Consider the following 26,867-nt stretch of genomic DNA (forward strand, 5'->3'; position numbering starts at 1 on the left):
GCCAGCCAGTCATGTCCATGTGCCCGACACGCTGCCGCTCCAGCGGATACCCGTGCTCGATTGGCCGACTGATGGTGTGTCGCCCGTGCCCTGCCGCGCGATACACTATGGCCACACCGTGACCAAAGGTCCTTTGGGGGATGGCAATCACAGGCTTTGGGTATTGCGCGAAATAACTTGCGCAACCCCGTGAAATATCCTACTTTTCTGTCATGGCGCGTCTCTCCTGACGCGCATTTTTCGTACCCGAGAGGTGCCCGCTGCATGAATACCGAACCCTCCGCCTTCCGCAAGCTCCTCCTGCCGGCCGTCGCCCTGGCCGCTCTGGTGCCGGTTACGGCCGCTGCCTACACCCTCGTGATCAATGAGGACGGTAACGAGGTGCAGTGCACCACCAGTGGCGACGTGGTCTTTAGCGGTAACCAGATACGCGTGAACGTGGCGTCCGGATGTTTGTCTACCGAACCTACTGAACCCACCGAACCGCCACCGGAAGAGCCGCCGGAAGAAGAGGAGCCGCCCCCGCCATCGACCGGTGGTGATGATCCCGGGACCGGTCTGTGGAAGCCGCAAAGCCATATCTATGTCTTCGATCGCAGTCGCCAGAGCAGCGACAATCACGTACCCGGTTGCATTCCTACCGAGTATCAGCAATGCCAGTGGGCTCAAGACAGCCAGTATGTATCGGTCAAGGCTGGTGAGGTCTGGTCCATGCGCATTCCGTTTTCATTGGATGCCAGTGGGAGCTACCTGAGCATGCCGTTAGCCCGCGGAGAGGCGGGCGAGAACAGTACGCTGAGCCGATTCGACGTGGCGATCACAAAGACGCCGGGCGCCTTCAATACATCCGACTCGGCTTGTCGTCGTACCAACGTAAGCACATATAGCTTTAGCTTCAAGGATGCGATCGCCGGCGCCGCTCTGTGGGGCGGATGTCCCCTGGACCGGAACACAATGTATTACTTCAATGTGCGGCCGGCAGCGGGCACGGAGTCTGCTACCCGGTGTGGCACCAATAACAACACTCATTGCCGGTTCCGCATCATCAACCGCTTCTCCACCAGCAACTTCTCCGACTAAGTTGTTGATGTCGACACCGTGATTCGAAAGGCCGGACACATGTCCGGCCTTTTTTTCCTGTGGCGCCCAGGACGCCGCGCCCTCTCCGCTGTGTGCGACGGCGCCGGAGAGCTGCCCGGCGCCTGCCATCCCGTGGCACCCCACCGCCTACCCTCATCGGCTCAAAACCGGCGGCAGGCTTTTGTTCCTGCCAGCGCGCCGATAGAATAGCAAGCGGTCAGCACCGCCACCGTTGGTTGACCTGGCTGCCCGGCCTGCCCAGGAACCTCTGACAGGTTCGCGGCATGTCAAACCTCTTTGCTCCGAGGACCCCGTCGATCCCATGCCAAGAAACATTTTCTCGCTCCTGATTCTGCTCTTGTCCACTTTCCCCGGTGTGAACGCTTCGCAATCCGTGTCGGATGCCCATGTGGTCATTGTAGGCCCCGGCGTCGAGATTACCGCGGAGCATGTGGCGCTAGAACTGCGTACCTTTGCCCCGGGGCAGCAAAGGCAGATCGTCAATGACGCCGACATGTTCCACCAGATGGTCAACACGCTTTACCGCCGTGCTCGCATGGCCGTGGAGGCCGAGGAACGTGGACTCGATGACGATCCGCTGATGCGGTACCGTATCGAGCGCGCCCGGCGCGACCTGCTGGTGGATGCCGCGCGCAACGCCTTCATTGAAACCCTGGAAATGCCGGATTTCACGGAACTGGCTCACGAGCGTTACCGCGCCAACAGGGACCAGCACAGAGTTGCCGAGCGCGTCCACGCCCGGCACATCCTGCTCTCCGTGCAGGAGGAGGACGGCAAGGCCGAGCGCGTTGCACAGGCCGACGCTCTGATGGATCGTATCCGGGCGGGAAAAGACTTTGAAGATCTCGCCCGGGAGTACTCCGACGACGCGGGCAGCAGTGGCTCCGGGGGCGACCTCGGCTTCTTCGAGCGGGGCCGCATGGTACCTGCCTTCGAGGAAGCCGCCTTCGCCCTGCGTGAGCCCGGCGAGCTGGCCGGACCCGTGGAAACCCGCTTCGGCATTCACATCATCCAGTTGGTTGAGTACCAGGACGCGCACACCCGGCCCTTCGAGGAGGTGCGCGAGGCGATCGAGGCCCGCATCCGCGCCAACTACGTGCGCTCCGAACTCACCGCGTGGACCCGCGAGGTGACCGATCCCGCCGCCGCCACCGTCGACAACGACGCCCTGGAGGGGCTGCTGGACGACGCACGCCGCCGGCTGAACACCGACTAGGCACACGGCTCGGGGCCGGCGCGCCGGCTCCCGGGAGCGCCCGGCGCCTGCGCACGCCGCCGGGACGAAGGACAGGACACACCAGGAGCCGCTACCGATGCAGGGCACCGGGATCAACTTTTCATACACGGTGCCCGGCAGCGGACAGGCGCCGCCGCCCCTGCTCATCCTGGACGGGCTTCGCCTGTCCGACGCCGGCCCGCACTCCATGCTGCTTCGAACCACGGACGGCAGCGTAGCGACGCTGCTGGCCCGCCCGCTGGCCCGGGGGCTGGAAGTCTGCCGGCGCTTCGCCACCCTGGACCAGCACGCCGACCTGCTGGCCCGCCGGCTGGGGGCGTCGGACCGCGCCGAGGTGCGCCGCTCCCTGGAGGCGCTGCACGGGCGTGGCCATTTCATCGATGCGTCCGCCTTCCTGTCGCGGCTGGACGCCGGCGCGGACGTGCCGGCGTCATCCCCGCTGCCCGTCTACGTGCGCACCTGCGGCCGCCCGGACGATCTGGTCCGGCTGCTGGATGCGCTGCACGGCGCCTGCGCCGCCGGTCAGACGGTGGCGGTGATCGACGACTCAGCCGACACGGACACGGAACGCGCCAATCAGGACGCCTGCCGGGCCGCCGCCGCGCGGGGTCTCGACGTGGGCTACGCGGGCCGCCATGGACTTGACCCGGTCCTGAGCGAGGTCGCCGGGGATGACCCGGACGACGCCGCCATCCTGCGCTGGCTGCTCGCCCCCGAGCGCGGTCCGGGGGAGGGTTCCTACGGCGCGGCACTGAACCGGGTGCTGCTGCTCTCGGCGGGCCGCCGGGCACTGCTGCTGGATGATGATGCGGCCCTGACGCCGTTGCGCCCGGCCCACGTGACCCCCGGCCCGCTGTCTCTTTCCTCGCGCCCCTACGACAACCGCTATTACCCGGCGGACCATCCCCACGACGAGTGCCGGGCATTGCCCTTGAGCGCGTTCGAGGAGCACGCCCGGTTGCTCGGGCAGGGCGTGGGCGCCGTGCTCGCCAACGAGACGCCCGAGGCGCGTCTCACGGCCCTCCGGGAAACGGAGCCCGGCCTGCCGGACCGGCTGAACGCGCATGCGGCGGTGAAGCTGTCCGTCAACGGCGTGGTGGGCGACAGCGGCGCGCCGTCCAATCTGCAGCTCTTTCTGACGGCGCCGGAGAACCTGGGCCCCGCGCTGGCCTCCGAGGCGCGCTACGAGGCGCTGGTGACCGGCCATACCGTTTGGCGCGGCAGGGCGGGCCTGAACCTCTCGCCGGTGTGCATCCTCACCCTGACCACCCTGGCGGGTGTCGACAACCGCACCCTCGTGCCGCCCGTGCTGCCCCTGGGGCGGGGCGAGGACTACCTCTTCGGCGCCGCGCTGGAGTTCCTCTATCCGGAGATGTTTGTCGCCGAACTGCCGTGGAGCCTGCTGCATTCGCCGGGTCGCGGCCGGCGCTACGACCGCGGCCTGTTCGACCGGCCGGTCACGCCCGGCGGGTCGCAGATCCTCGCCGAGGCGATCCGGGCGGAGGCGCCGCGCTGCCGGGCGCGGGCGCCGGAGGCGCGCCTCGCGCACCTCGGCGAACTGGTGTCCGGCTGGGCGCGGCTGGACGACGACGCCCTGGGTGCGATGTTCGAGGAGCTGGTCGTCGCGTCACGTTCGGCCCTGCTGGGGCGGCTGGACGAGAGTCTGCGCCGCCATGCCGATTCGCCGGAGTTCGTGCGCGCGGATCTGCGCAAACTGATCGAGCGGAACAACGACTTCCGTCCCGAAACGCTGCGCCCCGCCCGCCTCGATGATCTGCGGCTTGCCTGGGGCCGGTACGGACGCGCCCTGGCGCTGTGGCCCCGTCTCTGGGCGCGTCTGCGTGTTCAGGGTGCCGGTGATCGAGTATTATCCCGGGGCTGATTCCCTGACCCCGCTTCTCCAGGCGTGAATATGCCCCTGCCTTCCCCCGTGAATGCCGTCGCCCTCCTGTGGATCCACAGGCGCTTCGTCTGGTCGCTGACCCTGACCGGCGTGTCATCACGGTACCGTACCTCCTGGTTCGGGCTGTTCTGGCCGGTCATTCACCCCGTGCTCCTGATCGGCGTGTTCACGTTCGTGTTCGCCTACGTCATGCCGCTGCGGTGGGTGTCGGAGGAGTCCGGCGGCGTCGGCTTCCCGCTGTTCCTGTACTCCGGCTTTCTCGTGTTCACCTTCTTCGCCGACGTCGTTTCGCGCGCGCCCACGCTGGTGCTGGAGAACACCAACCTGGTCAAGAAGGTGGTCTTCCCGCTGGAGGTGCTGGCCATGGTGTCCGCCTGCACGTCGCTGCTGTTCTTCGCCGTCAACCTGGGCGTGTTCTCGGTGTTCCTGGCGCTGCTCGGGCCGGGCCTGCCGTGGTTCACCCCCGTGCTGCTGGGGCTGTTCATCCCGTTCGCCCTGTTCCTGATCGGCGTGGCCTGGTTCCTCTCCGCGCTGACCGTCTATGTGCGCGACGTGACCCACGTGATCGGCATCTTCGTTACGGCGATGATGTTCTTCTCGCCGGTGTTCTATCCGCTCTCGTCCGCGCCGGAACCGGTGCGGGCCGCCCTGTCCCTGAGCCCCCTGACCATCGTCATCGAGGGGATCCGCGCGGTGGCCTTCGACCATGTCCTGCCGGACGGCGGCGACATGCTGATCCTGTGGATCGGCTCGCTGGCGGTGTTCTACCTTGGCTACCTGTGGTTCCAGCGCGTGAAGGAGGGATTCTCGGATGTCCTCTGAGCCGGTGCTCGCGGTCGAGGGCCTGACCAAGTGCTATCCGGCCCACGATCACCCCAAGCAGCGCCTGATGCAGCTCCTGCTCGGGCGGCGCGGCCCCGCGCCGACGCCTCGCTGCGCGCTTCGCGACGTCTCGTTCTCGCTCAGGCGCGGCGAGATCCTGGGCGTTATCGGCCCCAACGGCGCGGGCAAGTCGACCCTGCTGCAGCTCATCGCGGGCACGCTGCGGCCCACTGCGGGATCGGTGCACATCAACGGCCGGGTCACCGCGCTGCTGGAACTGGGCGCGGGCGTCGATCCGGAGATGACCGGCGTCGAGAACATCTTTCTCATGGGCACCACCTACGGTCTTCCCCGCGAGGCGGTGGAGGAGCGCCTGGCGGAGATCATCCGCTTCTCGGAACTGGGCACGTTCATCGACAGCCCGGTCAAGACCTACTCCTCCGGCATGTTCGTGCGCCTGGCGTTCTCCGTGTCCACCGCCATGGAGCCGGATATCCTGATCGTCGACGAGGCGCTCTCGGTGGGCGACGTGGGTTTCCAGGCCAAGTGTCTCGACCGGCTGGAGCAGTTGATCGACGGAGGTTCCAGCATTCTGCTGGCGTCGCACGATCTGCAACTCATCAAGAACTACTGCACGGAGGCCATCTGCCTGGATCACGGAGAGATCGTCGCCAGCGGAAACCCGGAACCGGTGGTGGAGCGCTACTATTTCCTTATGCGTACCCGCAACCAGCAGGGCCAGGAAAGCCTGACCTGGTCCGCCCCCAACCCCGAGGCCGGGGTTCGTTTCGCCAGTGACCGCGGCGCCATTGAGTCAGTGGAGATCAAGCGTGCCGGCGAGAGCGTGTCGTTTCAGACGGGAGAAGAGGTGACTGTGTGCGTGCGTGGGCATTTGGAGCCGGCTCGCTGCGCCAGTCCGGCGGTTTCAGTCATGCTGCGCGATGTGCGTGGCTACAATCTCTACGGGCTGACAGCCAGCGCGGACAAGAGTCAGGTGCGTATCTCCGATTCGGGGACCTTTGAGAGCCGTTTCCGGATTCCTCTGAATTTCGCCGTCGGCCATTATTCACTCACGGTCCGGCTCGAGGATCGGCGAACCGACCGGATCATGACCCTGCTTGATAAGCGTGTCGGCATCTGTGGGTTCTCGGTGGAAGCGCCTGAGCGCACCTTCCTGGGTTCCGTGAACCTGTTTGGCCAGGTACTTGAACCCGAGAACTTCTGAGCACGTGGTGCAGCCGGCGAAAGCGGCCAGACATGGATCGGCGCACGGCGCCTGTCGCCCCCCGCGCCGGCCGGCCTGCTCGCGCCCCCGAAGCTCCGCTCCGTGTGCCGGCGGGGTGTGGCCATGAGCCGGCCCGTGGCTGTCCTGCTCCTGGGGCCGCATCGCTGCGGGACATCCTGCATGACGCAGCTGATCCATCGGGCGGGATTCCATGTGGGACGCGATGTGCTCGGGCCCCATGCCTGCAATCTCAACGGCCTGTGGGAGAACGAGGCCGTGGTCGCGTTCAACGAACGGCTCTTGTCCGCCCGTGGCTCCATGTGGTGCGACCCCGCGCCCGTTTCGCTGGAGGGCGCCCTGAATCCGGGCTCGCCCGAGCGGACGGCCCTGGCCGATCTGTTGTCTGAACAGTATCCCGCGGACAGGGATGTCGTGCTCAAGGATCCGCGCGTCTGCCGTCTGGCGCCCCTCTACACCGGGGCTCTGGAAGACCTGGGCTACCGCGTGCGTATCGTGGTCGCCCTGCGTCACCCGGGCGAAAGCGCCGAGTCCCTGTACCGGCGTGACGGGATGCCCCGGGGCGTGGGCCACGCGCTCTGGGTCGGCCACATGCTCGCTGCCCTGGATGCAACGGCCGGCCTCGATGCCACGGTCATCTCGTATGACGAGCTATTGCACGGCGGGGAGGTGCCGGTGCGCAATCTGGCCTCCTGGCTGCTCGATGACCGCACGCCCTCCGCCGACCTGATCGATGCCCTGATGGCGTGCATAGACCCCTCGCTCTACCACAGCCGTTCCGAGCGGCAGCACGGCGAAGGAGCAGGGGGGGCGATTCAGCAACTTGCCCTGCACATCCACGAGGGGCTCGTTCGCCGGGGCGGAGCGCTCCCCGAGCCCGCTGAACTGCGTGTCTGGCGGGAACGCTACGGGCGGCTGGTGGCGGAGCATGGCTGGTCGCACCGGCCCCGTCAGCTTGTGCTCCATGATGCGCCGGACCTTTCCGGATCCACATTGTCCGATGTGCTTGATTGCGTCCAGGGTTCGTCATCGACCGGGGTTGTTCTCGTGCGTGACGGTGCCGAGGACGGCTCCGTTGACCGTCGAATCGAAGATGCGGCAACGGCCGGGCACCTGGCGCTCTTCTACAATCTTTGCGATCGCGGGGAGGCCGCCAGCCTCGTGCGCGGACTCTCACTTTGCGGAGGGCGCGGCGCGCTCCTCTTGCGGCGAAGCGCGTGGCGGCGCGTCTCGTTCTGGATCGATTGGCTTGAACGGGATGGCGCGGATGCCGGGCCGGTGGTTTCCTGGTATCCCAAGGACCGTCCCCCGGGGCGGGCCGAACCCGAGGCCCTGTATGTTCCGGGTTCCGTGGCGGGTCGGACAGACCCTTGGCCGCAAGTGGCGGAGGGCGCGGATGCCCTGAACGCCCTGATCCGGGCCGTGGAGGGTGCGGGTGCTCGCGTCATCCAGATTGACACCGGTCCCGGGGATGAATGAAGTCGGGCGGGCCGGCAGGGGAGATGACATCCAGGCAGCCTGGCCGGTCGACGGCGTGAGCGGATGAACGGCCAGGGATGAGGCCTTACTTGTGGCAGATCGCCACACACCGCTCCGGGGACAGCGGGGACGGTTCAAAGGTGATTTTCGAGAACAGCGCGGTATGGTCGAGCAGTATGCGCTCGATCGCCGGCGGCGAGAACAGAAAGGTCTGATCCTGTGAGGTAAGCAGGCTGACGCCGATCAGCGGCAGGTCGGGGTCAATCGCGGACCGCTCCGGGAGGGTCGCGCGAAACTTGCTGTCCGACAGTGTCGGGAATTCCACGATGAGCCGCTTTCTGCACAAACGGGCCAGGGTGAGGAGGGCGGATACGGGCTCCTTGACATGATGGATCACGTTGAGAAAGAGCACCGTGTCGAAGGATTCCTGCAGGGGGTCGGAGAAGATGTCCCGAAGGAGAAGCTCCGTTCTCATGCCCAGGATCTCCTTGAGGATGTTCGCCCCGATGAACCGATGCGGCTTCACCTCGGTTCCGACGACCCTTGACGCGCCCCGCTTCTCCGCCTCGAAACAGAAATACCCGTCGGCGCAGCCGACATCCAGAACGGATTGTCCGCTGAGATCATCACCCAGAAACCTGAGCGCGTCCCGTCTGTCATGACCGGATGTGCTCACGCCGGGGGCGAGCGTGACCCGCTGGTACTCAAACGGATGACGCTCCGTGATCGTCCGGATTTCCTCGTCCGAGTAGCGAACCGCCGGGTGGGATGCGAGAACACCGGTCATGTCCGTGGCGCTGGCCACCGGTGCGTACTGGCGGTCGGTTGAATCAAGGATTTCGAAGTCGATCCCCTGGTCCCGCAGGAAATCGACCCACTTGTGGTGAAAGGCGTCCAGATCCACCTGGCATAGCAACGCCAGGACGCGCTCCCGCGGGTAGGGGCCGGTGTCGACCCTGAAATGCGGTTCCACGCCTTCTCTGAGCAGCGCGCGCTTGATGATCTCGGATCGGTGTGTGGCAAGCAGATAGCCCTTGATCCGGTGGCGATGCTGCAACAGCAGCGCCAGGACCGGGTCCGTGAGGGGGGCCCTGTCGATGGCCGAGAAGTCGTTCTCATTGGCCCTGAACAGGTTGTAATGGACGATGCATTCCTGTCGGAGAAGTTCATCGGCCGTGCGCGGCCCAATCTCCGGTGCGATGATCACCGGAAGGTCCCGCCACACGCCCGATCGTATTCTCGATTCGATGAACGAGGATTTGCCGGCGCTGGAGACACCCATGACCAGGTGAATAACACCCTCATCGTCCGATTGCTCCCGCGGACCTTGCCCCGTGCCCCTTCGGGCGGACAGTCGATTGATCAGATGACGCAGGTTCATGGGCGCGGTGGTCGCAGGTGTCTCGGGTGTGGATCCGGGAGGGCGGAGGGCGTCATTCCGGCATGTATCCGAAGCGCCCAAGCCCCTCGGCGCCCAGGGCTTGCAGTAGTCGCTGTTCCTCCGCGGGGCGTTGCCGCCATCGGCCAACGCCTGGATGCATTCGGGAATGCCCCAGGAGTGCGCCACCGTGCCCCGAGGGGATCGCCAGGAAATCGGCCAGCATCTCCAGGGTCCGCGTGTTCTCCGAGAGCAGGTCCTCGTAGCGCAGCCGCAGGTAACGGTCGCCCATGCGCTGCTCACCGTAGTCGGCCGTACGAAGATTGGCGGCTTGCCAGAAGGCCAGGGATTGCTGCCACTGTGGCAGTAAACGCTGCTCGTCATCGAGAAGCGCCAATCCGTGCTTCTGGAGCTGGTTCTGGTTGGCGGAATAGGCCATGTCCCGCCCGTCGCGCACCACATGGAGAAAACGCAGCCCGGCAATCGCGTTGTCGAGCAAGGGGAGCAACAGCATGCTGCGAGGTGCCTTCCAACCCCAGGGTCCATGGTGTCCCGCGGGGAGGTCGTCATGAAATGTGGCGACCACGTCGAGCAGCTCGCGCCGCATGGCCTCTTCCCGGGAGTGGCTCAGCGTACCGGCCAAGTAGTCGGTAAGCCACCGTTCGTGAAAATCGTAGAAATCGATGGCGTCCAGCGTCTGGTTCAGCCTCGAACCGAGGTGGTAGCCCGCATGCTGGCACATGAGGGCCACCAGGCGGGTTCCGGACCCGCCTGTGCCGGCAATGACCAGGGGAGGGGTGCGATAAGTTGCTCTTGTCATGTCATCTCGTTCAGCCGGCAGGTTGCCACGCGCAGGTGTGGTACACCGGCTGTCTGTAGCCCCGGCGTTGCAAACCGGAGGCTTCCGGGCGGTCCAGGCCGGGTGGTTCGCTTGTACGGGTCTGTGTGATGATGTGCGGCCGGGCCGCCCCGCCGGCCACGGCCCGATCCGGCAGCGGCAACCGCTCAATCGGGTGATCCGGCGGTGCCGTTGCCTTGCCGCGGCTATATGCACCCATGGGGCTCGCGTAACAGGCAATCGGTATTGTATCAGGCTTGTGTATGCGGCAGGGAGCGGCCATGAACACGCTGTACGCGCGTTGCGTCTCGAACCTTGACCGGCAATGAATCCAGGGCGGGATGTGCCCGGAGGGTGACTTCCGATGGCAGGCGCCAGGCCATTGCCAGGGCTTGGCATTCGCGGGTTGAACCGGAGGAAACGTCGGGATGGGACTTGGTGGATCAGGCACGGGTGAAGCCGGGCACTCCGGAGGCAGACCGGTCATCGTGCACCTCCTGCACGGCGGCGGAGGCGGGCTGGAGGCAGTCGTGCGGATTCTGGCGGATCAGCTTGGGGCCGGGTTCGAGCACCACCTGCTGTTTGCCCATGCCGGGAACTGGCGGCTTGAGGGGCCGGATGGGGGGACGGTCCCGCTGCGGTTCGGCTGGTGGAACGGGCCTGACCGCGTGGTGCGCCGCCTGGGGGCGGCGTTTGTGCATGTGCATCACCTGCCGCAGGGGCTGCCTGGCCTGGAACGTCTGCGTGTCCCCTACGGGGTGACTGTGCACGACTTCCATCCGGTCTGCCCCCGGAACCATCTTGTGCCCCCGGCGGAGGTCTATTGCGGGGCTCCGGAGGATGTCGCACTCTGCCGGCGTTGCCTGGCCGCGAAGCCGCGCCTTCGGGTCGATCCGGTCCGCTGGCGGGCGCGCCACCGGGAGTTGCTGGAAAGCGCGCGGTTCGTGGCCGTGCCGAGCCGTTACGCGGGCGAGGTCCTCGCCCGGCACTGGCCGGAGTTGCGCTGCATTCACGTGCCTCATCCGTACCACCCCGCCGGGGCCCCCGACGAGGCGCCGGCGCAACCCGACGGGCAGGGCCTCTATCCGGTCGCGGTGGTTGGCGCATTGGGCCGGGAGAAGGGCGGCGAGATGCTGGAGCGCCTGGCGGCGCGGGCCGAGGCCCGGGAACTGCCCGTGCGGTTCGTGATGCTGGGGGATACCCACCGCCTGGGCGGCCCGCAGAGTCTGTTCGGAGGACACCTGTTCGTGAACGGCAGTTACCGGCGCGAGGACCTGCCGGGCCTGCTGCGCGAGCACGGGGCCATGCTGGCGGCCTTCCCGGCCATCGGCCCGGAGACCTTTTCGCTCACGCTTTCCGAGGTCTGGGCCAGCGGCCTGCCCGCCCTGGTGCCTGACTTCGGCGCCCTGGCGGAACGCGTCCGGGACGCGGGAGCGGGCTGGACCCTGGCGGACTGGCAGGATCCGGATGCCTGGCTGGATGCCCTGATGGAACGCTTGTCCGACCCGCAGGCCCTGGCCCGCGCGGGCCGTGCCGCCCGAAATGCCGCGGCAGGTCCGGGCGAGGCGGATTACGGGGCTTTGTACCGGGAGGCGTTGGGGCTCTGACCGGTGTAGGCGAGACGGCCGCCGCGGACAGGCCCCTGCTTGGGGTGCGCCATTCGGTGGGGTGCGCCACGGGCCGTCCTATGTAAAGATCTCCTCCACCCGCCTGGCAGTCAGGATCCGTTCGGACCACACGAGCAGAGTGTTGGCATCCGCTTCCGCGATACGCGCACGGTGCACCTCGGCCGCCTCGGCCCCGAACTTGCGCTCGATCAGCCGCAGCAGGACGGCGGCCTCGCCCTCCTTGCGGCCCTTCTCGCGGCCTTCCTCAATACCGACCCTGCGGCCTTCCTCGATGCCCTGCTGTTTCCAGTCTTTGGTCCATTCCTTTACACGCTCGGCCAGCATGCTGCGTACCTCCTGAAGATCCAACACCTGCTCAAAGTCTACACCCGGCACCCGCCCAGGCAACAACACCCGCTCGATGGCACGCGCGTAGGAGCCCGCTCCCGCGGGCGATCCTGCCCAGGCCAAACCCCTTTCGCCCGGAGGACCGGGCTCCTACGCGCGTGCCTGGATCCCCTCTGTAGGAGCCCGCTCCCGCGGGCGATCCTGCCCAAACCAAAACCCTTTCGCCCGGAGGACCGGGCTCCTACAGGAATGGTTCGGCGCGGGCGTCCATGGGCCTCCGGTTTCACCTGTCACGGCAAGCCGCGCGGGGGGCGGTATACGGCCATTTTCTGTTAAAGTAGCGTCGATCCGAGTGATTTCAGTCATTACCCCTGCGAGGCGCTATGAGCGAGCAAGACAAAACACCGTCCGTGAACGAGATCTACACCCGATTCATCGACGTGGCGAATGAACTCAAGGATCAGGGGCTGGACATCAAACTGATCTCTTCGGCGCTCATGCAGGCTTCTGCCGTCTACGCCACGTATGCAGCCGCCGGGAACAACGGTTTCCTCAAGGACAGTGGCGTGCAGAAGGTGGCGGATGTGTATCGCTACGGGCTGGCGGAGTTGCAGAAGTACAAGCGCGCCTCCCTGGAGGCCCAGGGGCTCAAGCCGACGGAGAAGTCCGTCCCCATGCCTGTGCCGTCGTCCCCGGACAAGTGAGGCGGCCTGTATGATGATTCCGGCAGGCTGCCCGGCGTCGGCGGTGGAGGAGGCAAGGCACGGCGCCGGACAGGTGATGAACCCATGGCCGGTGCCGTGCGGATCTGAAGGTCCGGAACCCGCGACCCGCGCTGAGCCTCCTGCACGCTCCGTGGCTTAACCCGAGGTCCGCAAGGCGGTCTGCCATGTCCGCATCACCAGCACCCTATTCCCCCAAGGTCGATGTCATCGTGCCGGTCTACCGTGATCCGGACGCCACCCGTGCGTGTATCGAGAGCGTGCTGGACGCGCCGGTGTCCACCCCCTTCCGCCTGGTGATCGTGGATGACGCCTCGCCGGACCCGGAACTGTCCGCATGGGTGGATGGCCTGGCCGGGCGGGAAGAGGTGGTGGTGTTGCGCAACGAGCGCAACCAGGGTTTCGTGCGCAGCGTCAATCGCGGCGTGGCCCTGCACACGGACCATGACGTGGTGCTGCTCAACAGCGACACCCGTGTCTTCGGGGACTGGCTGGACCGATTGCGACAGTGCGCCTACCGCGAGCGCGATACCGGCACCGTCACGCCGCTCACCAACAACGGCACCCTGGCCGGTTATCCCCGTTTCATGGCGGAAAATCCCGTCACGGACGCCGGGCAGGCCGCGGCGCTGGACGCGCTGGCCGCCCGGGTGAATGCCGGCCTGGACGAGGTCGTTCCCACGGCGGTGGGGTTCTGCATGTATATCCGGCGCGACTGCCTGGAGCAGACCGGGTTCTTCGACGCCCGGGTGTTCGGCCGAGGCTACGGCGAGGAGAGCGAGTTCTGCATGCGCGCGTCGGAACAGGGCTGGACGCACCGCCTGTGCGGCGACGTGTACGTACAGCACCTGGGCGGCGCATCCTTCGGGGAGGAGACCGAGGCCCTGAAGGCCGCGGCGGGCGAGGCCATGGACCGCCTGTGGCCGGACTACGGGGAGCGCGTGGCGGCGTTCGTGCGTGACGATCCCGCCCGGCATCTGCGCCGCCGCCTGGACCTGGCCCGGCTCGCGGCCTCGCCCAGGGCGCGGGTGCTGTTCGTGACCCATCGCCAGGGCGGCGGCGTGGAGCGTCACTGCCGGGATCTGGCCGATTCGCTGCGCGATGACCTGGAGGTGCTGGCCCTCAAGCCGGACGACGACGGCTGGCTCCGGCTGGAGTGGCTGCGTGCCGGGGAGGAGATGGCGCTGTATTTCCATCTGCCCGGGGAGTATGACGCGCTGCGCGACACCCTGCTGCGGCTGGGCGTCTCCCGGGTGCATGTGCACCACGTGATGGAGCATCCCCTGCAGGTGCTGCGCCTGCCCGCGGACCTGGGTGTGCCCATGGACTTCACCCTGCACGACTACTACAGCATCTGCCCCCAGTACAACCTGACCGACGAACACGGCGAGTACTGCGGCGAGCCGGACAGCGAGGGCTGCGCCCGCTGCCTGGCCGTGCGTGCCGCGCCCTGGGGTTTGGACATCCATGCCTGGCGTTCCCTGTACCGGGGCCTGCTGAGCGGCGCGGGACGGGTCATCGCCCCCTCGGAGGATGTGCGCCGGCGGGTCCTCCGTTATGTGCCCGAGGCCTCCATCCGGGTGCTGCCCCACGTGGATGACAGCCCCGTCCGGCCCGTGCTGCGCCACGAGGGCGAGGCCGATGACGGCGTCATCCGGGTGCTGGTGCTGGGCGTGATCAATCCCGCCAAGGGGGTGCGGCTGCTGGAGCGCTGCGCCTGGGACGCCCGGCGGCGGAACCTGCCGCTGCGCTTCATCGTGATCGGCTCCACGGAGACCGAGATCCGGGGGCTGGATCAGTTGCCGCTGGAATTCACCGGCTCCTACCGCCCGGAGGACCTGCCGGCCCGCATCGCGAAGACTCGGGGGCAGGTGTTCTTCTTCCCGAGCAGGGCCCCGGAGACATTTTCCTACACCCTCAGCGAAGCCCTGGACACGGGCCTGCCCCTGGCGGCGCCGGATCGTGGCGCCTTTCCGGAACGCACCCGCGGGCTGGACCGGGTCTGCCTGATGGATCCCGATGCCGAACCCGGCGAGTGGAATGACCGCCTGATCCAGTTGGCGCGCATGGGCGTGTCCACCCGCCCGGTGCTGACGGAGGGCCGGGGACGATGAAGTCGGACGCCTATCGGGAGGCCTACCTGGAGGGCGTCGAGACCGGTGCGCCGGCGGACGTGCAAGGCGCGCCGCTGCCGGCCGGCGGGCTCGCCCGCGCACGCTGTCATGGCCCCGTGGCATCCGGCGGTCCGCCGATCTCACTGTGCCGGCGCACGCAGGTCCTGGACGTGCTGGCGCGTACGCTGCCCCGGTCCGTCCACGAGATGGATGCGGAATCCCTGGAGCGGTGGCTGGCCGATCGACGCGGCCTGGAGGAGCGGGTGGAGGGTCTGGATGTCGAGGTCCGTGAAACCCGCCGGGCGCTGGAAGACACGCGCCGGCTGCTGGAGGATCGCGAGCGCTTCCTGGATCGGGTGATCCAGTCCCCCAGCCTGCGAATCGGCAAGGCCGTCGTCGCCCCCCTGCGCGCCGCGCGGCCGGTGCTGGCAGGCCTGCGGCAGGTGCCCGGCCTGCTGCGGCGGGGGGAGTTCCGGGCCCTGGTCCGGATGCCGTGGATCCGTGGCGATTCCACCGGAGACGTGGATTACCGGCTGTGGGTGGAGCGCCACGGACGCCTCGGTGCCGCACGGCGGGCGGCCATGGAGCGGCGCTGGCCACAGTTGCCGCACCAGCCCCTGATCTCCGTGCTGATGCCCGTCTACAACACGGATCCGGCGCTGCTGAACGAGGCGGTGCAGTCAGTGCTGGCGCAGGTCTACACCCGCTGGGAACTGGTGGTGGCGGATGATGCCTCCACCTCGCCCGCGACGCGTGCGGCCCTCGACGGGATCGAGTCGCTGGATGCGCGGATCCGGGTGATTCGCCGCCCCGACAACGGGCATATCTCCGAGGCCTCCAACACTGCCCTGGATGCGGCCGGGGGCGAATGGGTCGGCCTGCTGGACCACGACGACCTGCTGGCGCCGGATGCCCTGTACTGGATGGTGGAGGAGATCAACGCCTATCCGGATTGTGGCTTCATCTACTCCGATGAGGACAAGATCTCGGAGACGGGGACGCGACGGGATCCGTGCTTCAAGCCGGACTGGAATCCCGACCTGCTGCGTTCCCAGAATTACATCAACCACTTCTCCCTGTACCGCGGGGACCTGCTGCGCGAGGCGGGCGGATTCCGCGCGGGATTCGAGGGGGCCCAGGATTACGACCTGGTGCTGCGCATCACCGAAGGGCTCGATGCGGCGCGGATCCGGCATGTGCCGCGGATTCTCTATCACTGGCGGGCGGTGCCCGCCAGCACCGCCAGCGCGGGCTCGGCCAAGCCGTACGCGGCGGAAGCCGCCCGGCGGGCGCTGGCGGAGCATCTGGCGCGCACCGGGGACGGGGACGCCGCCGTGCTGCCGGCCCCCGGTTTCGAGGGCGTATGGTGGCGGGTCCGCTATCCCCTCCCGGCGCATCCGCCCCGGGTCTCCGTCATCATGCCCACCCGCAACGGACTGGACCTGCTGCTGGACAGTGTGTCCGGGGTGCTGGACCGGACCGACTACCCGGACGTCGAGCTGATTATCGTCGACAACGGCAGCGACGATCCGGCCACCGTGCGGTACCTGGATTACCTGGCCGATGCCCGGGGGGTGAGGGTGATCCGGGATGACCGGCCGTTCAACTATTCCCAGCTCAACAACAGCGCCGTGGCGCACGCGAGCGGATCGGTCCTGGTGTTGATGAACAACGACATCAGGGTGATCAACCGGGACTGGCTCCGCGAGATGGTCAGCCACGTGCTGCGCCCGGAGGTGGGGCTGGTGGGTGCACGGCTGTCGTTCCCGGACGACCGGCTGCAGCACGCCGGCTGCGTGCTCGGAGTCGGCGGCGTGGCGGCACATGCCTTCCTCAACGAGCCCCGGGGCGCCCCCGGGTACTTCGGCCGCGCCGCCCTGATCCAGAACTACTCGGGGCTGACGGCCGCCTGCGTGGCGGTCCGCAAATCCGTCTTCGAGGAAGTGGGCGGACTCAACGAAACCGATCTGCGGATCGCCTTCAACGACATGGACCTGTGCCTCAGGATCCTCGACGCCGGGTACCGCAACGTGTGGACCCCCTACGCGGATCTGTATCACGTGGAGTCGGCCACCAGGGGCTACGAGAATACCCCGGAGAAGCAGGCGCGTTTCCGCAGGGAGATCCGTTACATGAGGAAACAATGGGGCGCCCGGCTGGACGGCGATCCGGCCTACAACCCCAACCTCACTCTCACCGGCGACCCCTTCGCACTGGCCGCGGAGCCGCGCTTGCCGCCGGATCCGTGGGAACGTCGGCCCGCCGGCTGACCGGGGGGCGCGGATGACCAAGGTGCCCCGGCTCACCCGCCGGTTTCCGTCTCCTTCACCCGCCCGTGGGCGCCCGGTCCCCCGGGCGATGCCGGGGCTCCGGCTGATCGCCCGTGGGAACGGGCTCCTACAGAGGTGGGAATCCCCGCGACACGTAGGAGCCCGGTCCTCCGGGCGATCTTGCGGGGCTTACGCATCGCCCGTGGGAACGGGCTCCTACGGGATGGGGACCCCTGCGACATGTAGGAGCCCGGTCCTCCGGGCGATCTTGCGGGGTGCTGGCATCGCCCGGAGGACCGGGCTCCTACGGGTGAACGGAACGGGCCGGGTGTCGCGCCGGCCGTGCGGGTGATGCATGCAGGTTAGCCTACCCGCCCGCGAAACATCCGTTGCATCGACGGACGATGCGCGCGTGGTGGCCGTGGTGGTCACCCATCATCCCGATCCGGAAGGCCTGCGCGGCATGCTCCGGGCGCTGGTGCCACAGGTGCACGGGACCTGGATCGTGGACAACGGCTCCGGCGACTGCGCACTCGAATCCCTGATGGAGGAATTTCGGCCGGAGGCCTTGCGGGTGCACAGGCTCTGCGAGAACCGGGGCATCGCCCATGCCCAGAACGAGGGCATCCGCCTGGCGGGTGGGCAGGGCGCCACCCATGTGCTGCTCATGGACCAGGACAGCGTACCCGCGCCGGACATGGTGCAACACCTGCTGCAGGCCTGCGGGACGCTGGAGCGGGTGGCGTCCGTGGGCCCGTACTACACGGATCCACGGCTGCCCGGACACACCCCCTTTTTGCAGGTGCGGGGTCTGCGCATCCGCCGCCGGCGCTGCGACGGCACCGGGCGGGTATTCGAGGTGGATCACGTGATCTCCTCGGGGTGCCTGATCCCCCTGTCCGCCATCAAGGTGGTCGGGGACATGCGCGAAGACCTGTTCATCGACGCGGTGGATATCGAATGGGGGCTCAGGGCAATGCATCACGGCCTGCGCAACTACGGGGTCTGCAAGGCGACCATGCACCACAGCCTGGGCGACGCCTCGCTGAAGATGTTCGGCCGGACCGTCTCCCGGCACTCGCCCGTGCGGCTGTACTATCAGTTCCGCAATGCCATACTGCTGTGCCGGGAGCCCCATGTCCCGCTCAACTGGAAGGTGGTGTACCTGCGCCAGATGCTGCTGCGCTACGCCTTGTACGTGTGGCGCGTCAGGCCCCTTCGGCCGCATCTGGCCATGATTCACGCGGGTGTTCGCGATGGTATCCGTGGTGTCACCGGCGCGTATCGGGACACCCTGCGCGGGGGTTGAGCGGATGAGCCTTTCGAACAATGACCAGGCCGGTTCCCCGGTGCGCGCGGGAGGCGCCGGATGGGCTGCGGCGCGTTTATCCGTGCCGCGTGGTGGTCCATTCGTTCAACGATCCCCGATCCGGGCCTGACCGATGCTGCCCGCGCGTTCTCGCAAAATCGGCCTTGCGCCATGGTCCGTAGGCGGTATCCGGTTGTTCATGGCGGTCACCTTTCTGTCCGCCCTTGGCGGGCTCGCCGCCCTGCGCACGGGCCTGATCGACCAGCGATTCGGCACGGCGATCGGATGCGAGGGGTGCCTGACCGGCGATGTCCTGCTGCACGATGTGATGTTTCTCGGGGGGATCGCCACCCTGGCCCTGCTCGGTCTGTATGCCCGGCCGGGACTGATTGCCCTGCCGTTGCGGCTCGCTGCCGTGGCCGGCATGGCCTTCTATGCACTGGACATGTTCGTGTTCGTGCAGTTCTCCACCCGGCTCCATATCGGGGACATCCTGGTATACGGCGCGCAGCCCGGCATCATTCTGCAGCATCTCCATGCCACCGGCATGCTCGGCCTGGCCGCACTTGCCGGGGCAGGCGCCTGCATGATCGCTGTCGGGGTCTTTCTCCTGCTGCCCGTTCCGACCGCCCGCCCCCGCCCCTGGGCCGCCGCTGTGCTGGTGCTCCCCCTGGTCCTGGCGGCGGTCGCCGGGGCAACGGCCTCGCCACGCTCCTACGTGCATGACTGGGCCGTCCGCAACGTGGTGGTTTCGCACCTGGTCGGCGGGGTCTCCGTGCCATACAGCGCACCGGTTGAAGCGGCCGCCCTCGCGGAACCGGCGCCGCCGGTTCGTTGCGCCCCAGGCGCATCGCATCGGGGCAGTATCGTGGTGCTGATCCTGGAGTCATGGTCGCCCTATCAGAGCCGGCTGTTCGGGGGAATGTTCGACTGGACCCCGCGCCTGGACCGGTTTGCCGCGGAGAATGCCTATTATTCGCGGATGTATGCGTCCGGATTCACCACCAATGAAGGTCTCATGAGTCTGCTTGCCGGCGTCGAGATCCTTTCTCCGGTCAAGGGATTCTTTCGTATCAGGTCGTTCGAAACCGCCTGGGGCATCGAACGCACCCTTCCCCGGGTTGTCGGCGGCAGGGGGATGCACGCCGCCTTTCTCACCTCGGGCGACCTGGCGTTCACCCGAAAGGGAGAATGGGCGAAGGACACGGGGTTCGATGATGTGGAGGGGCACGATCACCCTCACTACGACGGGCTGCCCAGACTGCACTTTCGTGCCGCGCCGGATGACGCGCTTTACCGGCGCGCGCTCGAATATCTTCAAGAACATGACGACACGCCTGTCCTGCTCGTCGTGGAATCCGTCTCGTCACATCACCCGTACATTCATCCGCGTACCGGCGAGCGTGATGAGGAGTCGGTGTTCCGTTACATGGACGAATCCGCCGCGGAGTTTCTTCGGGCACTGGAGGGGTCAGGGTTTCTTGAGCAGGGGCATGTCTTCGTGGTCAGCGACCACCGGGCGATGATTCCGTTGAGGCCCGAAGAGACCGAATCGTTCGGACGGGGAGCGGCCTCACTGATACCGGCGATCTGGGCCGGTCCGAGGGCCCCTGAGGGACGCATCGATGAGGTCTTCCATCACGCCGACCTCGTGGATACCGTGGATTGGCTGATTTCCGAGGAGTCCTGCAGCAACAGGAACAGGGCGGGCATGCTCGACCCCGATGCCTCCATGGCCGGGCAACGCTGTGTATTTCATGCGCGGGGTGACAACCGTGATCACATCGACGTGTTCTGTCCGGACGGTGGTGAAGGCACGATCCGGCTCAGCGGCGATGCAACGCGCTTCATAGATTCGTACAACCTGGACGGCACAAGGCGGGATGCGATTGTCCGGTGGCTCAACGGGTACCGCGTGCGCATGGACCGCCACCACGACGCCACGCGCCTGCCGCGGCGCTGAATCTCCATGGGCCGTTCCCGCTGACCGTGAACCGCGCGGGGACAGGCCTCAGTCGCATCCGCCGGGTTCCGCGGGGGGAGTCGCCTTCAGGTGGGCCGCCAGGTAGAAGAGCGTGTCACCGCAGACCGTGACGACGCGCGAGAGCAGGACGGCGAACACCAGTGCCGCTTCCGGGACCAGCGGCGCCATGAGCAGGATCATGACCATCTCCCGCACGCCGACGCCGGCGGGTGCGCCCGGGGTCAGCAGCCCGGCCAGCCAGGCGATCACGTAGGCGGCCACCATGAGGGGCAGCAGCGCCATGGGGGCGGCGCTCCCGGACGGGGCCACGAGCAGGTAGGTGGCGAGGAAGATCAGGCCCGAGGCGAACAGGAAGACACCGTGCCAGGCCATGGCAAGGGCCATGTCGCGGTTCACCAGCCGCCACAGCAACAGCAGGCATGCCGATGCCGACAGGATGAATGCCGCCGCGGCGGCGGCAGCCGGGATGCCCGGCCGGAGCAGCGGCAGCAGCGGAAACAGGAACAGGCAGCCGGCAAGCACCAGCAGGCCCAGTTCCCAGGCCATGGACCGGGCCAGTAGCCAGCCCGGCACCCCGTCGGCCATTCCCATGGCCTGGCGCCCGGCCAGGTGGAAGATATTGCCCGGCAGGTATTTGGCGATCTGCGAGATGCCGAACACGCGCACGGCCCAGGCCATCGGCCGTCGCTGTCCGAAACCGGTCAGCAGGTGGCGCCAGGCCAGTGCCAGAAAGAGATTGGATGCCCCGTAGACCGCGGACAGCACGGCGATCCCGGCCCATTGCGCGGTGCCCAGCCGCCCGGGCCGGATGTCTGCGCCGTAGCTCCAGAGCCGTTGCGCCACGAACGCCACGCCCGCCAGGGCGAGGATGCTTCCGGCCCAGTGCAGCGCGCGCTTCCAGCGTTGTGACATGGCCACCGGACCTTACGGTACCCGGCAGAGCAGCATGGTCCACGGCAGGGGCGCGCGCAGTTCGACGACCCGGAAATGACGTTCAACCAGGCGGATGAAATCGGACCGGGACCAGTGCTGGATATGGCCCGGGGTGTTGCCCAGGTCCTTGAGGTAGCGTCCCCGTGCCATGTTGAGCATCCGCCAGACGGGTTCCCGGGGCACGCTGAGGATGACGTGATGTTGCGCGGCGCGGCGCAGCGCCTCGAGCCCCGCCTCCGGATCCTCGATGTGTTCCAGCACCTCGCAGCACACCAGCAGGTCCGCGCCGTCCTCCTCGGCCCGCAGGTCGTAGATGCTGCGCACCGAGAAATGCTCGGGGGACACCCCCAGGCTCGCGGCGTTGGACCGGGCCAGTTCGATGACCCGGGCGGAGAAGTCGCTGCCGCGGGCCTGGAAGCCGGCCTGCCGCCAGCGGTTGACCCAGTAGCCCTCTCCGCAGCCGATCTCGTGGATGGTGGCGGGCGAGGCCTGCTGCACCAGCCCTTCCAGGGCCTCGTGGAAGCCGCGCATGAGCCGGCGGGCGACGGGATTTCGGGTGCCGTACTTGTCGCAGGTGTTGCCCACCACCACGCCCTGCTCCCGCATGCCGCGGGAGATCTTCATGGCGACCCGCCTTCGCCGCCGCGCTCCCCGTGGGAGGGCCTGTCCATCTCGATGGCGATGGCCCGGGCGCGTATGTCTTCCAGGAGCTTGCGATTGGCCGCCAGCAGATCGGCGATGAAGGCCACCAGCAGGGTCTGGAAACCCATGACGAGCAGGGCGCCCGCCAGGATCAGGGACTGGATGTGGCCGTCGCCCTGGCCGATGAAGTAATACCAGAGAAAGCGCAGGCCGATCAGGAAGCCGGCGCCGAAGAGCACCGCGCCGAGGATACCGAAGAAGCGGAACGGCCGGTAGATCACGAAGATCCGGATGATCGTGACGATGGAACGCTGGATGTAGGAAGGGATGCTCCTGACCAGCCGCGAGGGCCGCAGGTCGGCGTTCACCCCGACCGGCACCGAGGTGATCGCCATGTTCTTCTGGCCGGCCTGGATGATGGTCTCCAGCGTATAGGTGTAGTCGCTGAACACCACCAGCCGCTGCGCGGCGGCCCGGGAGACGGCGCGAAAACCGCTGGGCGCATCCGGGATGTCCGTCTGGCTGGCAACGCGCACCACCCAACTCCCGAGTTTTTGCAGCATCTTCTTGATGGGCGAGAAATGTTCGATGGTTTCGATCGGGCGCGCCCCCACCACGATGTCCGCCTCACCCGCCACGATGGGCGCCACCAGAGCCGGGATATCTCCGGCGTTGTACTGGTTGTCCGCGTCGGTATTGACGATGACGTCCGCACCCAGACGCAGGCAGGCGTCCAGACCGGTCATGAATCCCCGGGCGAGGCCCTGGTTGCGGGTGTGGCGCACCACGTGATCCACCCCGTGCTCCCGGGCGATGCGCGCCGTGTCGTCGCGGCTACCGTCATCGATCACCAGCCATTCCACGGAGTCGAAGCCGGGTACCGAACGCGGCAGCGCGGCCAGGGCGATCGGCAGGGTGCCGGCCTCGTTGTAACAGGGGATCTGGATGATCAGTTTCATGGTGTGGCGGCTGTCCTTGGCGGTCCTTCCGGGGAAGGCCGGTCTATCGTGCCCGGGCATGAGGGGCCGGGGCCTGCCACAGCAACAGCAGAAGCCCCCCCAGGCCTGCCAGGGTTGCCAGCAGACCCGGCAGAGTATACGTGGGTCGATAGTGCAACTCGACCCGGCCGGGGCCCTGGACATGCACCGCCGGCAGTACGTCCAGCAGGGTGTCCATGGACGCGGGCCGGTCATCCACGCGGGCCTCCCAGCCCGGGTAGTGACGCATGGGGAAGACGATGAGCCCCGGCGCGTCGCCCTCGTAACGGGCCGTGAGCACAGTGGCATCGATCCGGGTGGTGCGTACCTGTGTCCCGTCCCCGTCCGCCGGCGGCTGGTGCGCATCGCCGAGGTAATAGGCGCCCCGGGGCGCCCGGGGGTTCTCCAGCAGTGTGACGGCGGGTTCCAGCCGGTGCGCGGTCCAGCCGTGATCGCGGGCGGCGGGCGTCATGAGGGAGAAGCGCATGGCCGCCGGACGGGCTTCGCCGTTGACGGCCAGCCGGCGGGTGTCGGGGACCGCTTCGGCCGTGGTCCACGGGGTGACCCGGCCCCCGGCCTCCGGATTCGTCAGTGCGAGACTGAAGCTGTATCCGCCCGGCGGCAGTTCCAGGGTCCGGGGAAAGAAGAACCGCGCCCAGCGGTTGTCGCGAATCCGGTAGCGGGACACGGTGACGGTGGCAATCTCGTCTCCCCGGTCGTCATGGAGGGTGAGCCTCAGGTCGGAGGGTGCATGGGGCGCCCGGTACGTGGCCATGAGCACGGAAACACCCGACAGCCGGGTCTCCCGGTCCAGCCGGAAATGCTGGTCCAGCCGGTTCTCGGGCAGGGGCGGCGCCGGCTGATGCGCCCCCGCCGGCTGGGTGAACAGGACTTCATGGTCGTGGTGCTGCCCCTCGACCAGTGCGAAGCGCACCCCGAAGGCATTCATGAGCGGGTGCTCGAAACGGATGCTTTCCAGGGGAAAGGTCGCCGCGGTGGGCGTGCGGAAGGGGGCGTCCACCAGTTGCTCGAGCGCGCGCTTTTCCGCAGGGGTCTTGAACGTGTGGGCGAACCACTCGGGCAGCCCGTAGGCGGTCAGGGTGCCCGAGATCATGAAGGCGTTGTCGGCGATGACCCAGTCCAGCGGCCCGAGCCGTTCCCGCGCGTACGCCAGCGTGGGCGTGTCGGGATAGAACCAGGCAGCCGGAACCACCGCGTTGAACGTCCTGAACAGGCGTGACTGGTCCACGATCTGCACCACCGCCAGCCCGGCCAGCCCGGCCAGCAGGCCCGCGGCCAAGAGCGGCCTTCGGATCCGTCGTGCCTGCTCCAGCGCCGCCTGCAGGCCCAGGGCGGCCAGCAGGGCGACGGCCAGACCGGTAATCACCGTGACCCGGCTCCAGGGGTTGAAACCGAATACGGGTATGCGGCGGATCCACTCGTGGGGCGCGAGGCCGAACGCCAGGACGATCGACGCCAGGAGGATTGCGGTTCCGAACACGAACAGCAGCCGTCGCTCCGCCTGCGGCCAGCGCGTCCACAGGGCCACCGGGACCAGGGTCAGCAACAGGGCAATCCAGCCCACGTGGAACGTGAACTCGACCCGGGGCACGCCCCGGGCCCGGGGATCGACGAACAGCCGGTAGTGTTCCGTCCAGGACAGGGCCGTGCCCGCGCTGCGGTATCCCAGATCGAACAGGGACAGGAACTCCACCTGGGCCAGCAGCGGCAGGGCGCTCAGCAGGAAGCCCAGCGCCACCGCCGCGCCGGCGGCGATCCCCGCCGCGATACCCGGGCGCCAGGGCATCCCGGCCATCAGTACCGGGATCAGCAGTACGAAGGCATACAGGCCGTAGGCGGCCACGCTGGGGAAGCCGCCCAGGATCAACAGTGCCGTGGTCAGGGCGATGCCCGCCAGCCAGCCCCGCCGGCCGGTGAGCATCCAGCCCGCCCCGCACCACAGCAGCCACGGAATCCATGCGGAGGTGCTGACCTGGGGCCAGAAGAACCACGCGGCATTGAATCCGGCCAGCATGAACACCGCGCCTCCGAACAGGCTCGCCGCAGGGCCCAGGAACAGGCGCAGCAGCAGGAACACGCCCAGCCCGGCCAGCACGAGCTTGATCAGTCCGGCCGCGTAGAACCCGAGGGCGTGATCTTCGATCAGGGCAAAGGCCAGAAATGACGGGGTCAGCATGCTGTTGGAGATGAGCGGCAGGCCGGGCTTGCCGCCCGAGATGCCCGGGAGCCAGAGAGCGGGCTCCCCGTTGCGCAACTGATCCTTGGCCCCTAGCCAAGTGGGGAGCAGGGCATCCAGTACGTCGCTGCGCTCCGCATGGGTGACACGCACGCCTTCGGCGACCGTGTCCCAGCCCGGGTGGGACACCAGCAGGTCCATGGGAGCCACTGTCTCGCCGGTAAGCGGATTCGCCCCCATGGTTGCGACGGCCAGTACCAGGTACACGGCCAGGGCCATCAGCCACTGAACAGGGGTGGGCAGACGTTGCGGCGGGGATTGATCGTGCCGGGACACGGGGGCCGGCGCGGTGTTTCGCGGATTCAGCGCATCCATGACGGGGTGGCGCTTGTCCGCCGTCACTGCCGCGGCGCGCTCCCGACGCCAAGCAGGCGGGCCAGGAGGCCCCGAATTCCCCGGATGTCCGTGGAAGCCTCCCGCATGGCCGGTACCGGCAGGGTGGCGACGTAAAGCAGTGCCTTCTCTCCGGCCGCCGTGATCGCCGTGACCTCGACCTGCGCCCGGGTGTTCCCCGCCAGGTCCAGATGGAACGACCACCCTGACGGGCGCAGCCGTGCATCCCCGAACACGTGGGCCACGTCATCCCGGGGAAGCCCCGTGGGGCAGGTGTGGGGCTGTCCGTTCACCGAGATGTTCACGTGCGCCAGTGGGCCGTCATCCAGCGAGGCGGCCCAGCCCCGCAGGTAGAGTTCGCCTTCCGGGCTGACGCGGCGCTCGTCGACCCAGCCCCAGGGGCCGCGCCGGAACGCGGCCAGGCCCGAGACGTCGCTGCGCGTTACCACGTAGATGTCCTGCTCGTGGGCGAGTGCCTTGGGGATGCGGAAGCAGTTGGCTTCCCCGCCGGTGGCTGTGCGCACTGCCCGCATCACGAAGTCCTCGGAGACGTAGGCGGTGCCGTAGTGCGCGGGACCCAGCTCGGGGATCTCGCTGCCTTCCCCGTAGAGAATGCCCGGGTCCGGGAGTTCCAGGCCTTCGGGCAGCAGTGCGGCGTCGTGCACACTGAAACACAGAGCGCCGTGTTCGTTCACCAGTGCCCAGAGCCGGGCGAGCCATTGGTGGAACAACTGTTCGGGCAGGTGCGAGAAAAGGGAGGCCACCCAGATGAAGTCGAAGGTCTCACCGGGTTTGAACTGCTCCGGGTCCAGGTGAGACAGCATGCCGCGTACACCAAAGCGTTCCCGGACGTAGTCCACGGCCTCGGGCTGAATCTCGCAGGCGGTGATGTTGCGCGCGGGCATGGAGAGGCTCAGGAGCCGGATCAGGCGTCCGTAGCCGCAGGCGAAATCCAGGAACCTGAGCCCTTCGTGCGGCGGCGGATGGAACAGGTGCAGGATCTGGCGCATGGCGTTGTACTGTTGCAGCGCCACGTTGTAATACTGGCTGAGGGCCACGTGTGCGTCGCCGTGATGGCGCAGCGAGTGCAGCAGCATCTGGTCCCGGGGATGGATGTGCGCGTCCAGCCTCCCCGGGTCGCCGTGGGTCTCCGGGTCGGGCAGGTGCCGCCACAGCGCCTCCCGGAAGGGCCGGCTCTCGCAAATCCGGTTTGCCTGTTGGAGCAGGTCCTGTTCCGTCGATGTCATGGGGCTGGTGTCCGCGCCGGTGCCGCGATGAGTGGCATAGGGTACACGCTGGGGCGTACCTGACCAACGGGAAGGCGCCGGACGTCCATCCGGCCCGCAAATGATCTTGCGCGTTACTCGTTG

Annotated in this window: 20 protein-coding genes; 12 read left to right on the forward strand and 8 right to left on the reverse strand. The window is 67.6% G+C overall.

What is annotated here, in order from left to right; all coding sequences use genetic code 11:
• Nucleotides 1-264: 264 nt before the first annotated feature.
• From THITHI_RS0112815 to THITHI_RS0112845, 6 genes are all read left to right on the forward strand, one after another.
• The gene (locus tag THITHI_RS0112815) at nt 265-1,080 is read left to right on the forward strand and encodes a hypothetical protein (protein ID WP_018233506.1); all 816 of its coding nucleotides are present in this window, start codon (nt 265-267) and stop codon (nt 1,078-1,080) included.
• 322 nt (nt 1,081-1,402) lie between these two features.
• Nucleotides 1,403-2,317, forward strand: coding sequence for a peptidylprolyl isomerase (locus tag THITHI_RS0112820; RefSeq protein ID WP_018233507.1), 915 nt, complete (start codon nt 1,403-1,405; stop codon nt 2,315-2,317).
• 97 nt (nt 2,318-2,414) lie between these two features.
• Nucleotides 2,415-4,220 (forward strand): hypothetical protein, encoded by a 1,806-nt coding sequence (locus tag THITHI_RS0112825; protein WP_018233508.1) that lies wholly within the window; start codon nt 2,415-2,417, stop codon nt 4,218-4,220.
• Between the two features lie 30 nt (nt 4,221-4,250).
• Entirely contained in the window at nt 4,251-5,063 is an 813-nt protein-coding gene (locus tag THITHI_RS0112830) for an ABC transporter permease (protein ID WP_018233509.1), read from the forward strand.
• Entirely contained in the window at nt 5,053-6,288 is a 1,236-nt protein-coding gene (locus tag THITHI_RS19040; protein WP_018233510.1) for an ABC transporter ATP-binding protein, read from the forward strand. Before THITHI_RS0112830 ends, THITHI_RS19040 begins: the two co-directional genes overlap by 11 nt.
• Before the next feature lie 180 nt (nt 6,289-6,468).
• On the forward strand, nt 6,469-7,785 hold the full coding sequence (locus THITHI_RS0112845) for a sulfotransferase family protein (protein WP_018233511.1): 1,317 nt from the start codon (nt 6,469-6,471) through the stop codon (nt 7,783-7,785).
• Between the two features lie 85 nt (nt 7,786-7,870).
• Here THITHI_RS0112845 and THITHI_RS19840 read toward each other — a convergent pair whose 3' ends face one another.
• Both THITHI_RS19840 and THITHI_RS20830 read right to left on the reverse strand, forming a co-directional pair.
• Entirely contained in the window at nt 7,871-9,166 is a 1,296-nt protein-coding gene (locus tag THITHI_RS19840; RefSeq protein ID WP_018233512.1) for a class I SAM-dependent methyltransferase, read from the reverse strand.
• A gap of 52 nt (nt 9,167-9,218) precedes the next feature.
• Nucleotides 9,219-9,983, reverse strand: a complete 765-nt coding sequence (locus THITHI_RS20830; protein ID WP_198005607.1) for a sulfotransferase — start codon at nt 9,981-9,983, stop codon at nt 9,219-9,221.
• Nucleotides 9,984-10,489: 506 nt separating this feature from the next.
• Between THITHI_RS20830 and THITHI_RS0112865 the strand changes: the two genes are divergently transcribed.
• Nucleotides 10,490-11,608, forward strand: a complete 1,119-nt coding sequence (locus THITHI_RS0112865) for a glycosyltransferase (RefSeq protein ID WP_198005608.1) — start codon at nt 10,490-10,492, stop codon at nt 11,606-11,608.
• A 78-nt stretch (nt 11,609-11,686) separates the two neighbouring features.
• Here the strand turns inward: THITHI_RS0112865 and THITHI_RS0112870 are convergent, their stop codons facing one another.
• Nucleotides 11,687-12,079, reverse strand: a complete 393-nt coding sequence (locus THITHI_RS0112870; RefSeq protein WP_232199422.1) for an RpnC/YadD family protein — start codon at nt 12,077-12,079, stop codon at nt 11,687-11,689.
• Between the two features lie 260 nt (nt 12,080-12,339).
• Here THITHI_RS0112870 and THITHI_RS19050 point away from each other — a divergent pair, with 260 nt between their 5' ends.
• The 5 genes from THITHI_RS19050 to THITHI_RS0112895 all read left to right on the forward strand — a co-directional run bounded on the left by THITHI_RS19050 (nt 12,340) and on the right by THITHI_RS0112895 (nt 20,334).
• Nucleotides 12,340-12,660 (forward strand): DUF3144 domain-containing protein, encoded by a 321-nt coding sequence (locus tag THITHI_RS19050; protein ID WP_018233517.1) that lies wholly within the window; start codon nt 12,340-12,342, stop codon nt 12,658-12,660.
• 185 nt (nt 12,661-12,845) lie between these two features.
• Nucleotides 12,846-14,792, forward strand: coding sequence for a glycosyltransferase (locus THITHI_RS0112880; protein ID WP_018233518.1), 1,947 nt, complete (start codon nt 12,846-12,848; stop codon nt 14,790-14,792).
• Nucleotides 14,789-17,062: a glycosyltransferase family 2 protein gene (locus tag THITHI_RS0112885; protein WP_018233519.1), complete on the forward strand. Its 2,274-nt coding sequence runs from the start codon at nt 14,789-14,791 to the stop codon at nt 17,060-17,062. Before THITHI_RS0112880 ends, THITHI_RS0112885 begins: the two co-directional genes overlap by 4 nt.
• 355 nt (nt 17,063-17,417) lie before the next feature.
• Nucleotides 17,418-18,371 (forward strand): glycosyltransferase family 2 protein, encoded by a 954-nt coding sequence (locus tag THITHI_RS19055; RefSeq protein WP_083908729.1) that lies wholly within the window; start codon nt 17,418-17,420, stop codon nt 18,369-18,371.
• 199 nt (nt 18,372-18,570) lie between these two features.
• A complete protein-coding gene (locus THITHI_RS0112895; RefSeq protein WP_198005609.1) occupies nt 18,571-20,334 on the forward strand; it encodes a sulfatase-like hydrolase/transferase in 1,764 nt (587 codons plus the stop codon).
• A gap of 48 nt (nt 20,335-20,382) precedes the next feature.
• Here THITHI_RS0112895 and THITHI_RS19060 read toward each other — a convergent pair whose 3' ends face one another.
• Genes THITHI_RS19060 through THITHI_RS0112920 form a run of 5 tightly spaced genes read right to left on the reverse strand, consistent with a single transcriptional unit; the run spans nt 20,383 to nt 26,744 of the window.
• On the reverse strand, nt 20,383-21,267 hold the full coding sequence (locus THITHI_RS19060) for a hypothetical protein (protein WP_018233522.1): 885 nt from the start codon (nt 21,265-21,267) through the stop codon (nt 20,383-20,385).
• 12 nt (nt 21,268-21,279) lie between these two features.
• Nucleotides 21,280-21,912: a class I SAM-dependent methyltransferase gene (locus THITHI_RS0112905; RefSeq protein WP_018233523.1), complete on the reverse strand. Its 633-nt coding sequence runs from the start codon at nt 21,910-21,912 to the stop codon at nt 21,280-21,282.
• On the reverse strand, nt 21,909-22,889 hold the full coding sequence (locus THITHI_RS0112910; RefSeq protein ID WP_018233524.1) for a glycosyltransferase family 2 protein: 981 nt from the start codon (nt 22,887-22,889) through the stop codon (nt 21,909-21,911). Before THITHI_RS0112910 ends, THITHI_RS0112905 begins: the two co-directional genes overlap by 4 nt.
• 43 nt (nt 22,890-22,932) lie before the next feature.
• Nucleotides 22,933-25,506: a glycosyltransferase family protein gene (locus THITHI_RS0112915; protein WP_018233525.1), complete on the reverse strand. Its 2,574-nt coding sequence runs from the start codon at nt 25,504-25,506 to the stop codon at nt 22,933-22,935.
• Nucleotides 25,503-26,744 (reverse strand): class I SAM-dependent methyltransferase, encoded by a 1,242-nt coding sequence (locus tag THITHI_RS0112920; protein ID WP_018233526.1) that lies wholly within the window; start codon nt 26,742-26,744, stop codon nt 25,503-25,505. The genes THITHI_RS0112915 and THITHI_RS0112920 overlap by 4 nt, the downstream gene beginning before the upstream one ends.
• Nucleotides 26,745-26,867: the final 123 nt, after the last annotated feature.

It is taken from the genome of Thioalkalivibrio thiocyanodenitrificans ARhD 1 (assembly GCF_000378965.1).
Taxonomy (GTDB): Bacteria; Pseudomonadota; Gammaproteobacteria; order Ectothiorhodospirales; family Ectothiorhodospiraceae; genus Thioalkalivibrio_A; species Thioalkalivibrio_A thiocyanodenitrificans.

Excerpts from the sequence above, each read along its gene's own strand:
- THITHI_RS0112815 (WP_018233506.1), top strand. The coding sequence starts at position 265 with ATGAATACCGAACCCTCCGCCTTCCGCAAGCTCCTCCTGCCGGCCGTC.
- THITHI_RS0112820 (WP_018233507.1), top strand. The coding sequence starts at position 1,403 with ATGCCAAGAAACATTTTCTCGCTCCTGATTCTGCTCTTGTCCACTTTC.
- THITHI_RS0112825 (WP_018233508.1), top strand. The coding sequence starts at position 2,415 with ATGCAGGGCACCGGGATCAACTTTTCATACACGGTGCCCGGCAGCGGA.
- THITHI_RS0112830 (WP_018233509.1), top strand. The coding sequence starts at position 4,251 with ATGCCCCTGCCTTCCCCCGTGAATGCCGTCGCCCTCCTGTGGATCCAC.
- THITHI_RS19040 (WP_018233510.1), top strand. The coding sequence starts at position 5,053 with ATGTCCTCTGAGCCGGTGCTCGCGGTCGAGGGCCTGACCAAGTGCTAT.
- THITHI_RS0112845 (WP_018233511.1), top strand. The coding sequence starts at position 6,469 with ATGACGCAGCTGATCCATCGGGCGGGATTCCATGTGGGACGCGATGTG.
- THITHI_RS19840 (WP_018233512.1), bottom strand. The coding sequence starts at position 9,166 with ATGAACCTGCGTCATCTGATCAATCGACTGTCCGCCCGAAGGGGCACG.
- THITHI_RS20830 (WP_198005607.1), bottom strand. The coding sequence starts at position 9,983 with ATGACAAGAGCAACTTATCGCACCCCTCCCCTGGTCATTGCCGGCACA.
- THITHI_RS19050 (WP_018233517.1), top strand. The coding sequence starts at position 12,340 with ATGAGCGAGCAAGACAAAACACCGTCCGTGAACGAGATCTACACCCGA.
- THITHI_RS0112880 (WP_018233518.1), top strand. The coding sequence starts at position 12,846 with ATGTCCGCATCACCAGCACCCTATTCCCCCAAGGTCGATGTCATCGTG.
- THITHI_RS0112885 (WP_018233519.1), top strand. The coding sequence starts at position 14,789 with ATGAAGTCGGACGCCTATCGGGAGGCCTACCTGGAGGGCGTCGAGACC.
- THITHI_RS19055 (WP_083908729.1), top strand. The coding sequence starts at position 17,418 with ATGCAGGTTAGCCTACCCGCCCGCGAAACATCCGTTGCATCGACGGAC.
- THITHI_RS0112895 (WP_198005609.1), top strand. The coding sequence starts at position 18,571 with ATGGCGGTCACCTTTCTGTCCGCCCTTGGCGGGCTCGCCGCCCTGCGC.
- THITHI_RS19060 (WP_018233522.1), bottom strand. The coding sequence starts at position 21,267 with ATGTCACAACGCTGGAAGCGCGCGCTGCACTGGGCCGGAAGCATCCTC.
- THITHI_RS0112905 (WP_018233523.1), bottom strand. The coding sequence starts at position 21,912 with ATGAAGATCTCCCGCGGCATGCGGGAGCAGGGCGTGGTGGTGGGCAAC.
- THITHI_RS0112910 (WP_018233524.1), bottom strand. The coding sequence starts at position 22,889 with ATGAAACTGATCATCCAGATCCCCTGTTACAACGAGGCCGGCACCCTG.
- THITHI_RS0112920 (WP_018233526.1), bottom strand. The coding sequence starts at position 26,744 with ATGACATCGACGGAACAGGACCTGCTCCAACAGGCAAACCGGATTTGC.